Source organism: Candidatus Avedoeria danica, assembly GCA_016703025.1.
GTDB lineage: Bacteria > Chloroflexota > Anaerolineae > Epilineales > Epilineaceae > Avedoeria > Avedoeria danica.
On sequence record JADJCV010000004.1, the window covers coordinates 2,235,067 to 2,249,247 of the forward strand.

The window sequence follows — 14,181 nt, forward strand, 5'->3', positions numbered from 1 at the left end:
CTGTACGTTCCCTGTCGTGGTATTAATGACGAACTCACGTCGTGCGCCTATCCTCCCCCTGTCAGCGCCCGGCGCAGGAACCAACCTGCGCCTTTCGCCCGCCCCACAAGAGGCCTCTCCCATGCCCGACCACATCCTGATCGTCGAGGACGACGAGCGCATCGCCAACATGCTCCGCCGCGGCCTGATCTTCGAGGGCTACGAGGCCGACGTGGCGCACACCGGCACGGACGGACTGGCCAAGGCGCGCGAGCGGATGCCGGAGATGGTCATCCTGGACCTCATGCTGCCCGAGATGGACGGCATGGAGGTCTGCCGCCGCCTCCGCGCCGCCGGCGACGTCCCGATCCTCATGCTCACCGCCAAGGACGCCATCGGCGACCGAGTGGCCGGCCTGGACGCCGGGGCGGACGACTACCTCGCCAAGCCGTTCGCGTTCGAGGAGCTCCTGGCCCGCGTCCGGGCGCTCCTTCGGCGGGCCGTCAAGGCGCCGACGTCGACGACGCCCGAGGTGATCAAGTTCATGGACCTCGAGCTCGACACCGGCACGCGCCAAGCCCGGCGCGGGGCCAAGGTCATCGACCTGACGGCCAAGGAGTACGACCTCCTTCACCTCTTCATGCGCCACCCCCGCCAGGTACTGACCCGCGACCAGATCTTCGACGACGTCTGGGGCTACGACTTCGGTGGCGAGAGCAACATCATCGAGGTCTACGTCCGCTACCTGCGGATGAAGCTCGAGGACGACGAGCTCACGCGCCTGATCCACACCGCTCGCGGCGTCGGCTACGTCCTGCGGGAGCCGACGTGACCGTGGCCGATCCGGCCTTGGCGGGGACGTGCTGCGCGGGGGGTCGGCTCGCGGGGGGCTCGGGCGGCGGCGCAGTCGCGACCGTTGGCGCGACGGCGACGGACGCTGCCGCCCGCCGCACCTTCGTTCGCATCACGCTGCCGTCGCTGTCCTTCGTGCGCGGCGTGCTGTCGTCCCTGCGCTGGCGGCTGACGCTGACGTTCACCATCGTCGTCTTCCTCATGCTCAGCTCGTTCAGCATGGGCGCGTACTACTACTTCGCCCAGCGCGCGATCGCCGACATCCAGAGCGCCAGCCGCAGCGGCGCCGACTTCGCCAACGAGCAGATCGGCGGCGCGCTGTATCGCGCGCAGGCGATCAGCGCGGCCGTGGCGCAGGCGGCCGGCACGGAGATGTCGCCGGAGCTGCGCGACCTCGTCCTCCGCGCCGCGCGGAGCCAGAGCGTCGGCGAAAAGCTGGACGAGCTCCGGCTGCCCGGGCTCGACTTCCAGTTGTTCTGGGCGAATGGGCAGCAGATCTACTCCTCGCGCCAAAGCGCACGGGCGAGCCGACCGCCGGCGGGCGAGGGGCTGCTCATCGAACCGGACAAGGACGATGCGATCGAGCGCGGGACGCAGCTCATCCCGCTCGACGTCCGCCACCGCATCGCCCAGGTCGGCCACGACGCGCGCATCGCCCAGTTCGACACCGAGTCGATGTACATCTTCAGCCGGCCGATCATCATGCAGGTCGACCGCGTGCGGGGACGGGCCGAGCCGGTGGCCTACATCCAGATCCTCACGTCGCTGACGCCGCACAACCGCGCCCTGGCGCAGCTGCGGCGAATGCTCGTCCTCGGCACGCTGTTCGCGACGATGCTCTCGCTCTTGATCGGCGCCGCGCTGGCCCAGACCGCCATCGCCCCGATCGGGCGGATCCAGCGGACCGCGGACCGGATCAACCGCGAGCAGGACCTCGGCCGGCGGATCGCCAGCACGGGCGCCGAGGACGAGCTCGGCCGGCTGGCGGTGACGATCAACCTCATGCTCGACCGGATCGAGGGGATGTTCGATCGCCAGCGGCGCTTCCTGGCCGACGTCTCGCACGAGCTCCGCACACCGCTCACGACGATCCGCGGCGAGGTCGAACTCATGAGCCGCACCGGCATCACGGACCCCGACGCGCTCAAGGCCGTCCAAGCCGAGGCCGAGCGGATGAGCCGGATGATCGACGACCTCCTCATGCTCGCCCGCGCCGACTCCGGCGTGCCGGTCGTGAAGGACGCGCGGCCGGTCTCGGTCGACGGCCTGCTGCTCGACGTCTACCAGCAAGCGTGCATGCTGTCGCGCGGCAGCCACCGCGTCGAGCTCGACATCGACCAGCCGGCGGTCGTCATCGGCGATCCGGACCGGCTGAAGCAGCTCGTCCTCAACCTCATGATGAACGCCCTCACCCACACGCCCGCCGGCACGATGGTCCGCCTCGGCCTGCGCCCCGCCGGCCGGGACGTCGTCGTGACCGTGGCGGACAACGGCCCCGGCATCCCGGAAGCCGACCTCCTCCACATCTGGGACCGCTTCTTCCGCGCCGACAAGGCCCGCGCCCGCGCCTCCGGCGGCACCGGCCTCGGCCTCGCGATCGTCCAGTCCATCGCCCAAGCCCACGGCGGCAGCGTGGCCGTCGAGAGCGCGCCGGGCACGGGGACGACGTTCAGCGTCCGGCTGCCGGCCGGGGGCTGATCATTCCCGCGCGCCAGGCCCGCCTCAGCGCCGACGTTCAGCCTGCGCCTATCGCCTTCTCATCCGCACCGCCTATCGTCAACCGCACGCACGTTCGGTGCGATTGGAGGACTCCATGAACCCCTACGACTGGTCGGACGATTCGCCGGCGTCGGATTCGACGGCCCTGACGACGACAACCCCCGCCACGCCCCCCGCCACACCGACAGCCACACCGACAGCCACACCGACAGCCACGCCCCCGGCGGCCTGGACGCCGATCGATGCCGCCGCATCCCGCATCCCGCCGCCCGCCCGGCCGCGCCGACGGCGCATCCTCGGCCTTGGCGTCGTGCTCGGCGTGAGCGCGCTGGTGGCCATGACGATCATCGGCGGCGCGATCGGCGGGGCGGCGACGGCGCTCTGGTTGGATGCACGCGACGGGTCGACGCCGGCACCTGCGGCCGTGGCGGGCAACGGCGACGTCTGGCTTGCGGAGCCGGCAGCCAACACCGAGACCGGCGAGGGCACGCTCCTGCAGGCGGTGCGCGCGACGCGGCCGGCCGTCGTCACCGTCTGGAACATGCAGTACGTCCGCCAGAGCTGGAACGCACCGGCCCAGCTGGCGCCGGCGTCCAGCGGCTCGGGCGTGATCTTCGACGCCCGCGGATACGTGGCCACCAACGCCCACGTCGTGGACGGCGCGCGGTCGCTCGAGATCGTGCTGATCAACGGCCAGCGCGCGGCCGCCACGCTCGTCAACCTGGACACGAACTACGACGTCGCGATCCTGAAAGTGGCCGACGGGACCGTGCTGCCGGCCGTCGCCCCGCTGGCCGATTCGGCGGCGCTCGAGCCCGGGATGGCGGTCATCGCCATCGGCAGCCCGCTGGGCACGGACTACCAGAACAGCGTGACGAGCGGGATCATCGCCGGGCTGAACCGCCGGGTGAAGGACCTCGCGCCGCGCTCCGCCGGCCCGTGGGGCTACACGCTGGAAGAGCGCGACGTGAACGGCGCCCCGCTCATCCAGACGGACGCGGCCATCAACTCCGGCAACTCGGGCGGCCCGCTGATCGACCTGCGCGGTCAGATCGTCGGCCTGAACACGCTCATCGTGCGCCGCGAGGGCCAATCCGACGTCGAGGGCTTCGGCTTCGCGATCCCGAGCAACGTCGTGAACGCGCTGGCCGACGAGTGGATCGACAATCAGCCCCGCGGCTGCCTCGGCATCACGTTCGCCCCCCTCGATCCCGAGGTGGCGCGCGAGCTCAGCCTGTCCCGCGCCGCCGGCGCCTACGTCTCCGGCGTCCCGAACGCCGCCGGCACCGGCGCGTTGGCCGGCATGCGCGAGGGGGACGTGATCATCGCCGTCGACAAGGTGGACCTGAACCTCGACCGCGGCCTGCGCGACGTCCTGTGGCGCTACCGCGCCGGCGACAGCGTGACGCTGACGATCGACCGCGGCGGACAGCTCGTCGAAACCTCGCTCGTGCTGGATCGGTGCGAAGCGGCGGTGCAGCCGACGAATTGAGCGCGTCGGGGCGGATGGTCGAACGCCCCGCGGAGTTCCTGCGGCACCCTGTTTCCTGGTAACGTAGCCCTCAGTACATGCCGTCCTTCCGCCCAGGAGATGACTTCGATGAACGACAGCCCCACGACCAGCGGCGTCCGTGCCCCCGTCGCGCTGCTCGCAGCGCTCGGCGCGCTCCTCGTCGGCCTGGCCGGCGGCGCGGCCATCGGCGGGATGCTCGGCTACGTCGCGGGCCAGCGGGCTGCCGGCGGCGACGTCGTCGTCCCGGCGGCGATCGAGCGCCTCGGCCTCGTGCCGCGTGCGGCGGAAGCGCCGTCGGAGTCGGCGTCGGACGACGACACCGCGGACGCGGATGGCGCGTCGGAGGGTGGGTCGGAGGGTGAATCGGCCGGATCGCCCGATGCCGACGACGGCTCCGACGCGGCCGAAGGCTCCGACGCGGCCGACGCGACCGACAACCGCGACGCACCCGGCCCGGGCAGCGCGGGCCGTTCGAAGGGCGGCCGGCAGGCCGGCATGTCGGGCGATCGGCCGCGCCTCGGCGTCGAGGTGGCCACGGAGCCGCTGGCGGTGGACGATTACGCGTCCGGGGCGCGGGTGATGACCGTGACGCCCGGCTCCGCCGCGGCGGCGGCCGGGATTCGGGAGGGCGACGTCATCGTCGCCGTCGACGGCGCGCCGGTGCGAACGAGCGACGAGCTGGCCGCGGCGATCGCAGCGCACGCATCCGGGGACGCCGTGGCGCTTGTCGTGCTCCGCGGCGAGGCCGAGCTGGAGTTCGAGGCGACGCTGGGCGCGGCGCAGCCGTGACGGGCTGGCGGGGCGTCGCGCTCGCGGCGGCGCTCGTTGCCGTCGTCGCGCTCGCGGTGTACGGCGGTTCACGCTATCGAGCGGCCATCCTTCGGTCGAACGCCGACGACGCGTCCACCGCGGTCGAAGGCGGCGGGACATTGCCGGGTGATGGGCCAGCAGCCGGAGCCTCAGGGCCGAGCGAGGCCGACGTCGCGCGCGTGATCGCCCAATTGCGATCCGACCCGCCGGCGCGCGATCAGGCCGTGATCGCCCGTCGCATGGGCCGCATCCCGGCGGACGGCCCCCTGCCGAGGCAGGTCGCAGCCGGCACGCCCCGTGTCTACGCCGAGGGCGACGTCGAGCCGTTCTGGGTACACGACATCCCGAACAACCGCCACCTGCGCGTCCAGGCCCGCCTCGAGGTGATCGGCGCGCACGCCTATCTGTGGGTACAGGAGGGCCAGCCCTTCGATCGACCGGGGCTCGAATCCGGTTCCCGCGCGTTCGACACCGAGATCTACCCCAAGGTCCGCGCCGTTTTCGGCAGCGAGTGGTCACCGGGCGTCGACAACGACCCGCGGGTCCACATCCTCCACACCGAGCCGATCGCCGGCATCGCCGGCTTCTATTCCTCGGCCGACGAGGCGACGCACGCGGTCGACGAGAAGTCGAACGCGAAAGAGATCTTCTACGTCAACCTCCAGACCTATGCCCCCGGCACGCCCGACTACCTCCAGCTCCTGGCGCACGAGTTCCAGCACATGATCCACTGGCACCAGGACCTGGGCGAGCCCGTTTGGGTGAACGAGGGGCTGAGCGAAGTCGCGCCGTACATCGCGGGTTACGGGCGGCAGAACGGAGCGGCGTACCTCTCGGACACGGACGTCTCGCTTCCGAACTGGGAGGCGACGGGGGGCAACAACGGGCCGCACTACGCCGCCGGCTTCCTGTTTTTCGAATGGCTGCGGGGGCTGTACGGGGATGCGTTCCTGACGGCGCTCGTGGGGGCACAGGGGAACGGGATGAACGGGGTGGATGAGGCGTTGGCGTTGGCGAACGCGAAAGTCGAGGCAACCCCGATGGCCGACTTCGACTTCGTGCGCGAATCCGGCTGCATGCCGACAACATTCGATGTCGCGTTCCAGTGTTGGGCCATCGCCAATGTCGTCCGCAACGTCCAACGCATGCGCATCGGCTACGCCGATCCAGGCATCGGCACGGCGCGCATCGAGGGACTGCCGCCCGGCGGCATCTCGTCCACCGTGCAGCCTTACGGCGTCGACTACTGGGATGTCACGTCGCTCGTCGGCGCGGACGGCCGAATCGCACTGCAGTTCGAAGGCGATCCGACCGTGCCGCTGCTGCCCGATGCGCCGCCCGGCCACATCTGGTGGTCGAACAGCGCCGACAGCGCGGACAGCCGCCTGATGCGCACCTTCGACCTCACCGACGTCGCCGCCGACGCGGCGCCGGTGCTCACGTGGCGCAGCTGGTACGCCCTCGAGGACAGCTGGGACTACGCTTACCTGATGGCTTCGACGGACGGCGGCAGCACGTGGCGCACGGTCCCGACGCTGAACACCCGCACGGACAACCCGAACGGCAACAGCCTCGGCGACGGGTTGACCGGAGAAGCCTACGGCTGGATCGACGACTCGGCGGACCTCACCCCGTTCGCCGGCCAGCGCGTCGACATCGCGTTCGAGGTCATCACGGACGACGCCGTCAGCCTCGAGGGCTGGGCGATCGACGACATCGCGCTCGACGCCCTCGGCTTCCACGACGACGCCGAGGCGGACGGCGACTGGATGGCCGAAGGCTGGCTGCGCGTCGATCCGACGTTGCCGCAGCGGTGGTCCGTCCAGTACGTCCAGCGCGGGGCGACGACGGACGGAATGCAACTCGACACGGGCACCGGGCCCTGGCCCGCCAGCCAAACGATCGAAGTCGACGACGTCGATCCCGACGGCCAAGTCATCGTCATCGTCAGCGCGATGACGCCGGGCACGCGGCACCCCGGCCGCTACCGGCTCTGGCCGCAGGGCGGAGCGACGCCGGTCGAGGGCGCGTATCCGGGGCCGGGCAGCACGGTGCGGGACGGGGGCGGAACGGGGTACCCGTAGGATTGCCTGCGCACTTGCGCTCACCGACCTACACCCCGACGGATTCGCATCCCAGTGTCGCGCCGCGCGCACTTACGTCGCTCGATCCGGCTACGCACGTTCGACTACGCATCTACCGCAGTGCACTTCGTGACGCTGTGCGTGCGGGGGCGGGAGAAAGCGCTGGGCGAGGTTGCGGACGGGCGGGTGGTGCTGAGCGCGGACGGGCGGATTGTCGAGGAGGCTTGGCGGGCGCTGGCCGACCGCTTCCCGTACGTTTGGCTCGACGACAACGTCGTGATGCCCGACCATTTCCACGGGATCATCGCGCTGAACGCCGGTCACACGCCGGGCGGCAAGGAGCACTCCAACATCTTCCGACCCGGACCGCCACCGCGATCCCTGGGCGCCGTGATCGGCGCCTTCAAGACCGTATCGGCCAAACAAATCAACGCGTTGCGCGGCACGCCTGGGCAACCCGTCTGGCAACGGAATTACTACGAACACGTCGTCCGCAACGAACCCGACCTCCAACGCATCCGCCAATACATCGCCAACAACCCGCTTCTCTGGCGACCCAACGCCCCAGATGCATGATCCACGGCTCCTGCACACCCCACGCGTAGGGGCGACGCGAACGCGTCGCCCGTGGGCCATCGCCCATGCGAACCGGGATCGGGTGATGCCATCGCGTCGCCCGTGACGCGCGGCCCGTGGGATGCGGTTCGCCGAATCGTGGGATGCGGACGACGGCGTGGGGCGAACGTTGGATCCGGGCGACGCGTTCGCGTCGCCCCTACGCGGATGGGGGCGTTGCGGCCGACGTGCCGTCATCTGGGGCGGCAATCACGCCGTTCGGCGCCGTGGCGACCGCACCGTTGATCGCACCGTTGCTCTCGACGTCGCCGTCGATCTCGTCATCCGCGTCCCCATCCCCTGCCGCCCGCCCCGGCATGTATGCCACCGCGGCCACCTTCTGGCCGCTGTCCAGGCGGATCACGCGCACGCCGCGGGTCAGGCGGCCCATGCGGCTGATCTCGTCCGTGGAGGTGCGGATGATGATGCCGCGGTCCGTGATGACGGTCAGCTCGGTGCCGTCCTCGACGACGCGGGCGTCGACGATCTCGCCGATCTCGTCCAGGCGGCCGATGTCGATCGTCCGCACGCCCTGGTTGTAGCGCCCGAGCGAGCGGTACTCGTTCAATGGTGAACGCTTGCCGTAGCCCTTGGTCGTGATGACGAACAGGTCGGCCTCGGGCTTGACGAGGTCGACGGCGGTGACGATGTCGCCCTTCTTCAGGCGCATCGCGTTCACGCCGCCGGCCGCCCGGCCCATCGGGCGAACGGTGCGCTCGTGGAAGCGCAGCGCCATGCCCAGGCGCGTGACGAAGATCAACTCGTCCTCGCCGGTCGTGATCTTCACCCAGTCGAGCGAGTCGTCCGCGTCCAGGTTCACGGCGATCAGGCCGCTCGGGCGGACGCCGTCGTACTCGGAGAGGACGGTGCGCTTGATCCGGCCGCGGCGGGTGGCCATGATCAGGAAGTTGCCGTGCTCGAACTGCCACTCCGGGGCGGCGACGGCCACCGTGACCTTCTCGCCGGATTGGATCTGGATCAGGTTGATCAGCGGCGTGCCGGCCGCCTCGCGGCTCGAGGCCGGGATGTGGTGCGCCCGGAGCTGGTAGACGCGGCCGCGGTCCGTGAAGAACAGCAGACGGTCGCGCGTGTTCGCCAGGAAGACGTGCTGGAGCGCGTCCTCGTCGCGGGTGCGCGCGCCGATGATCCCGCGGCCGCCGCGGCGCTGGCTGCGGTACGTGTCGGCCGGGACGCGCTTGATGTAGCCGCGGTCCGTCAGCGTGACGAGGACGTCCTCGGAGGCGATGAGGTCGTCCTCCGAGAACTCGCCGGCGCCGGCCACGATCTCGGTCCGGCGCGGATCGCCATAGGTGGTCTTGATGTCCTGCAGGTCGTCGCGGATGACGCCGAGAACCTTCTCGGGGTGCGCCAGGAGGTCGAGCAGGAATTGGATGCGGGCCGTGATCTCCGCGTGCTCGTTCTCGATCTTCAAGCGCTCGAGCGCGGCCAGGCGGCGCAGCTGCATGTCCAGGATGGCCTGCGCCTGCACCTCGGTGATCGACAGGAGGGCCATCAGCGCGTCGCGCGCGTCCGCCACGTCGTCGGCGGCGCGGATCGTGCGGATCACGTCGTCCAGGGCGCTGATCGCCTTCAGGAGGCCTTCCAGGATGTGCTGGCGTTGGCGCGCCTTCTCGAGCTCGTGCTCGCTGCGGCGGCGGATGACCTCGCGGCGGTGCTCCAGGAAGTGGACGAGCATCCGCTTGAGCGGCAGCATCGTGGGCTGGCCGTCCACGAGCGCCAGCGTGTTGATGCCGAACGTTTGCTGCAACGCGCTGTACTTGAGGAGTCGGTTCAGCGTCGAGTGCGCGTCCGCACCCTTCTTCAGCTCGATGACGATCCGCATCCCGTCGCGGTCGGACTCGTCGCGCAGGTCGTGGATCGTATCGATCCGCTTCGTGCGGGCGAGCTCGGCGATCCGCTCGAGCAGCGTCGATTTGTTCACCTGGAACGGGATCTCGGTGACGACGATCGCCAGGCGCTCGCCGCGCACCTCCTCGAACTCGCTCTTGGCGCGCATGATCACCCGCCCGCGCCCGGTGCCGTACGCCGAAGCGATCCCCTCGAAGCCGACGATCTGCCCGCCGGTCGGGAAGTCAGGGCCGTGGATGAACTGCCGAATGTCCTCCGGCGTCACGTCGTCGAGCGTCGCCCAGTGGTCGATGCAGTACATGAGCGCATCGCAGACCTCGCCGAGGTTGTGCGGCGGGATGTTCGTGGCCATGCCGACCGCGATGCCGGACGCGCCGTTGATGAGCAGGTTGGGGATGCGCGCCGGCAGCACCGTCGGCTCTTGGCGCGAGTCGTCGTAGTTCGGCCGCCAGTCGACGGTGTCCTCGTCGATGTCGGCGAGGAGCTCCATCGCCATCCGCGACGGCCGCGCTTCGGTGTAGCGGTAGGCCGCCGCCCGGTCGCCGTCCACCGAGCCGAAGTTGCCCTGGCCGTCGATGAGCATGTAGCGCATCGAGAAGTCCTGCGCCATGCGAACCATCGCATCGTAGACGGACGAGTCCCCGTGCGGGTGGTATTTGCCGAGCACGTCGCCGACGGTGGCGGCGCTCTTCTTGTAGGCGCGGTCCGGCCGCAGGCCGGCGTCGTACATCGTGTAGAGGATGCGGCGCTGCACGGGCTTGAGGCCGTCGCGGACATCGGGCAGCGCGCGGCTCGTGATCACGCTCATCGCGTAATCCAGGTAGGCCTCGCGCATCTCCTTGTCGATGTTGACGAGCGTGACGGCGGCGTTCGTGGTCTCGCCTTCCATGCTACCCCCAGGGGTGCGACGCGGCGTCGGGAGGGGACGGCGTCAAGGGGGGAATTGTACCATGGGGGGCTTATTTAACAGTCATCCCGTTACGGTTTCTTCTTCCGCTCCGCCCGCCGCCGCCGCAGCTCCCAGAAGTCCAGCCCCCGCTCGATCCGGCCCGCCCACCGGCGCGGCCCGGCCAGCGCCATGCGCATCGCCTGGCGGGTGCGCTTGTAGGGCGACCAGCGCCGGTCCTCGGGGCTGTAGCTCCACTGGACCAGACAAGCGCCCCACGTCAGGCCGCCGCCGAAGCCGATCATCAGGACGTGGTCGCCGGCGTGCAGGCGGCCCTCCTTGAGCGCATCGATCATCGCGATCGGGATGCTGGCCGCCGAGGTGTTGCCGACACGCTCCAGGTTGGAGTAGATCCGGTCGATCGGGTAGTTCAGCTGCTTGGCGGCGGTGGCCAGGATCCGCTGGTTCGCCTGGTGCGGGATGATCAGGTCGATGTCGTCCACCGCGATGCCGGCCTCGGCCGCCACCTGGCGGGTCACCTGGTTCATCGTCTTCGTCGCGAAGCGGAAGACCTCGTTGCCCGACATCGTCATGTACGGGCCGTTGCCGTTCACCATGTTCAGCGGGTTCAGGGGCACACGCGTGCCGAGCGTGACCTTGAGGACGTCCGCGCTCGAGCCGTCCGAGCCGAGCCGGCAGCTCATCACGCCGCCCGGCTCGTCGCTGGCCTCGAGGACGACGGCACCGGCGCCGTCGCCGAAGAGAACGCACGTCGTGCGGTCCGTCCAGTCCATCACGCGGCTCATCGCCTCGGCGCCGATGACGAGGACGTTCTTGTACAGGCCGCTCTTGAGCATCGCCGCGCCGACGGTCAGGCCGTACACGAAGCCCGAACACGCCGCGTTCAGGTCGAACGCGCCGGCGTGCGAGGCGCCGAGGCCGTCCTGGACCAGGCTGGCCGTGTTCGGCATCAGGTAGTCGGGCGTGCTCGTGGCGCAGATGACGAGATCCAGCTTGGCGGGATCGAGGTTGGCCACCTTGAGCGCCTCGCGCCCGGCCTTGATCGCCATCGTGCTCGTGTGGTCCTCGGCGTCGGCGATGTGCCGCGTCTTGATGCCGGTGCGCTCGACGATCCACTCGTCGGAGGTCTCGACGAGATGGCTCAGCTCTTCGTTCGTGACGATACGGGGCGGCGTGTAGGCGCCCCAGCCGGTGATGTGCGCGTAGCGCATGACGGGCCTCCGATCGGCCTATACCTGCTGATACCCTTACGGAACCTTAAAGAACCTTGCGAAACACGAGCGCCGCGTTGTGGCCGCCAAAGCCGGCCGAGTTCAGGAGGACGCTGTTGACGCCGCCCGGGATCGTGCGCGCCGCGTTCGGCACGTAGTCGAGGTCGCACGCCGGGTCGGGCGTGTGGAGGTTGATCGTCGGCGTGACGATGCCGGTCTGAATCGTCCGGCAGCTGGCCAGCGCGGCCACGGCCCCGCTGGCGCCCAGCAGGTGTCCGATCATGCTCTTCACGGCGCTCACCGGCACAGCGTACGCCCGCTCGCCGAACAGCGACTTCAGCGCGACGGTCTCGACCTTGTCGTTGATCGGCGTGCTCGTGCCGTGCGCGCTGACGACGTCGATGTCGGCGGGCGTCACGCCGGCCGAGTCGAACGCCATCGTGACGGCGCGGATCAGGCCGTCGCCGTCCTCGCTGGGGGCCGTGATGTGCCCGGCATCCGCCGAGAGGCCGTAGCCGGCGAGCTCGGCGTAGATCCGGGCGCCGCGGGCTTGGGCGATGTCCAGCCGCTCGAGGATCAGGACGGCCGCGCCCTCGCCGATGACGAAGCCGTCGCGCGCGGCGTCGAACGGGCGGCTGGCGAGCGGCGGATCGCCCGCCCACTTGGACAGCGCGCCCATGTTCTGGAAGCCGGCGACGACGACCGGCAGGATCGCGGCCTCCGATCCGCCGGCGACCATCATGTCCGCCGCGCCGCGCCGGATGAGTTCGAGCGCCTCGCCGATCGCGTTGGCGGCCGAGGCGCAGGCGCTGACCATCGACATGTTCGGCCCCTTCAGGCCGTGCTGGATGGACACCGCACCCGGCGTCGAGTCGTTCAGGATCATCGGCACCGCCAGCGGGCTGATCCGGTTCTGGCCCTTCTCGAGCCGAACGTTCTCGCTGTCCACCAGCGTCCCGACGCCGCCGACGCCCGAGCCCATGTAGCACCCGGCGCGGTTCGGGTCGTACGCCGCCGCGTCGATCCGCCCGTCGGCGTCGAGCAGGCCGGCGTCGGCCAGCGCCTCGCGCGCCGCAGCGATCGCGAACTGCATGACGCGATCGGATCGCCGCGCGACCTTGCGGTCCATGTAGTTCTCGGGCACGAAGCCCTTCACCTCGGCCGCGACCTTGGCCTCGAAGCCCATGCCCGCGGCATCGAACAAGGCGATCGGCGCGACGCCGCTGCGTCCGGCGACGAACGCGTCCCACGTGGACGGCGCGTCGAGGCCGACGGGGGTGACGGCGCCGAGGCCGGTGACGACGACGCGGTGGGTTGGCGGATGAGGTGCGTTCATGCGAATCTCCCGGGGGTGCAGAGATCGCACATTGTACATGGCGCGGCGATCCGGATGCGGCCTCAGGCGCCATGCTACACTTCCCCGCACACCCCGCCCCTGCGCCCGAAAGCCGCCGCGTGACCCCCGACTTCATCCCGTCCGACCCCGCCATCCTGGCTCTCGAAGACGACATCGACGACGTGTTCGCCATCCACGAAGTCCGCGTGCAGGCGGGCGGGCGCGGGGTGATGTTCGTCGGTGAGTTCCTGCGCAGCCCGGCCCTCGTCTTCGAGACCGTGGCGGAGCGCTTCAAGGCGCGCGATCGGATCCCGGTCCTGCGGCGCGAGGGCGGCAGGGACATCCTGATCGCCCAGACGGCCCCGCCGGCGCGCGGCCGGCGACGGGTGCGGATCAACGTCCTCCTGTTCGCGCTGACCGTCCTGTCCGTGCTGTACGCCGGGGTGATGATGAACCTGTCCGGCCCGGCGGCCGCCGCCTACGACGCGGCCCTCACCCGCCTGGCCGTCGCACCCGGCGCCGATCTGTCCGCCCGACTGGCATGCAGCATGGCCAGCAAGGGCGTGACGGGGTCGATGTTCGCCGCCAACTGGCGCGCCGGCCTCCCGTTCATGCTCGCCCTGCTCGGCATCCTCGGCGTGCACGAGTTCGGCCACTACTTCGCCGCCCGCCGCTACAAGCTGGACACCAGCCTGCCCTACTTCCTCCCGTTCCCGAACCCGTTCACCGGCACGCTCGGAGCGGTGATCCGGATCGACTCGCCGTTCACATCCCGCAGGTCCCTGTTCGACGTCGGCATCGCGGGGCCGCTGGCGGGGCTGGCGGTGGCCGTTCCGGTGCTGATCGCCGGCCTATCGCACGCGACGTTCCTGCCGATCGTCACGCCCGAGACGAGCGGCGTGGTCTTCAACGAGCCGCTCCTCTTCCGCGGCTTGGCGTGGCTCGTCATCGGCGCGCGGCCGGCCGGGATGGACATCGAGATGAACCCGCTCATCATGGCCGGCTGGTGGGGCCTGCTGGTGACGGCGATCAACCTGCTGCCGGTTTCGCAACTGGACGGCGGCCACATCAACTACGCCGTCTTCGGCCGCGCCCACCGCTACGTGGCCTGGGCGATGTACGGCGCCGCGGTCCTCGTGGCCGTCACGATGTCGACGAGCTACGTGATCATGCTCGTCCTCATCCTGTTCATGGGCCTCCAACACCCGCCCGCCCTGGACGACATCACGGACGTCGGGCGGTTCAGGCGGGTGCTCGGGATCGGGACGCTGTTGTTGTTCTTCGTG

The 14,181-nt window shown here is 70.2% G+C and carries 9 protein-coding genes; 6 read left to right on the forward strand and 3 right to left on the reverse strand.

The window, feature by feature from the left end:
• Window positions 1–121 precede the first annotated feature (121 nt).
• The 6 genes from IPG72_12005 to IPG72_12030 all read left to right on the forward strand — a co-directional run bounded on the left by IPG72_12005 (window position 122) and on the right by IPG72_12030 (window position 7,533).
• On the forward strand, window positions 122–811 hold the full coding sequence (locus tag IPG72_12005; protein ID MBK6769711.1) for a response regulator transcription factor: 690 nt from the start codon (window positions 122–124) through the stop codon (window positions 809–811).
• Complete coding sequence (locus tag IPG72_12010) at window positions 808–2,529, forward strand: HAMP domain-containing histidine kinase (protein MBK6769712.1); 1,722 nt, start codon at window positions 808–810, stop codon at window positions 2,527–2,529. Before IPG72_12005 ends, IPG72_12010 begins: the two co-directional genes overlap by 4 nt.
• A gap of 115 nt (window positions 2,530–2,644) precedes the next feature.
• Window positions 2,645–4,042, forward strand: coding sequence for a trypsin-like peptidase domain-containing protein (locus IPG72_12015; protein MBK6769713.1), 1,398 nt, complete (start codon window positions 2,645–2,647; stop codon window positions 4,040–4,042).
• 108 nt (window positions 4,043–4,150) lie between these two features.
• Window positions 4,151–4,852, forward strand: coding sequence for a PDZ domain-containing protein (locus tag IPG72_12020; GenBank protein ID MBK6769714.1), 702 nt, complete (start codon window positions 4,151–4,153; stop codon window positions 4,850–4,852).
• A complete protein-coding gene (locus tag IPG72_12025; GenBank protein MBK6769715.1) occupies window positions 4,849–6,957 on the forward strand; it encodes an immune inhibitor A in 2,109 nt (702 codons plus the stop codon). The genes IPG72_12020 and IPG72_12025 overlap by 4 nt, the downstream gene beginning before the upstream one ends.
• 48 nt (window positions 6,958–7,005) lie before the next feature.
• Complete coding sequence (locus tag IPG72_12030) at window positions 7,006–7,533, forward strand: transposase (GenBank protein MBK6769716.1); 528 nt, start codon at window positions 7,006–7,008, stop codon at window positions 7,531–7,533.
• A gap of 199 nt (window positions 7,534–7,732) precedes the next feature.
• Here IPG72_12030 and gyrA read toward each other — a convergent pair whose 3' ends face one another.
• From gyrA to fabF, 3 genes are all read right to left on the reverse strand, one after another.
• Window positions 7,733–10,330 (reverse strand): DNA gyrase subunit A, encoded by a 2,598-nt coding sequence (gyrA, locus tag IPG72_12035; GenBank protein ID MBK6769717.1) that lies wholly within the window; start codon window positions 10,328–10,330, stop codon window positions 7,733–7,735.
• 89 nt (window positions 10,331–10,419) lie between these two features.
• Entirely contained in the window at window positions 10,420–11,559 is a 1,140-nt protein-coding gene (locus IPG72_12040) for a ketoacyl-ACP synthase III (protein MBK6769718.1), read from the reverse strand.
• Window positions 11,560–11,605: 46 nt separating this feature from the next.
• Window positions 11,606–12,895 (reverse strand): beta-ketoacyl-ACP synthase II, encoded by a 1,290-nt coding sequence (gene fabF / locus IPG72_12045; protein MBK6769719.1) that lies wholly within the window; start codon window positions 12,893–12,895, stop codon window positions 11,606–11,608.
• Window positions 12,896–14,181: the final 1,286 nt, after the last annotated feature.

What these genes read in the sequence shown, in the direction of transcription:
- gyrA (MBK6769717.1), bottom strand. Translation starts at nt 10,330, where the DNA reads ATGGAAGGCGAGACCACGAACGCCGCCGTCACGCTCGTCAACATCGAC.
- IPG72_12020 (MBK6769714.1), top strand. Translation starts at nt 4,151, where the DNA reads ATGAACGACAGCCCCACGACCAGCGGCGTCCGTGCCCCCGTCGCGCTG.
- IPG72_12005 (MBK6769711.1), top strand. Translation starts at nt 122, where the DNA reads ATGCCCGACCACATCCTGATCGTCGAGGACGACGAGCGCATCGCCAAC.
- IPG72_12015 (MBK6769713.1), top strand. Translation starts at nt 2,645, where the DNA reads ATGAACCCCTACGACTGGTCGGACGATTCGCCGGCGTCGGATTCGACG.
- fabF (MBK6769719.1), bottom strand. Translation starts at nt 12,895, where the DNA reads ATGAACGCACCTCATCCGCCAACCCACCGCGTCGTCGTCACCGGCCTC.
- IPG72_12040 (MBK6769718.1), bottom strand. Translation starts at nt 11,559, where the DNA reads ATGCGCTACGCGCACATCACCGGCTGGGGCGCCTACACGCCGCCCCGT.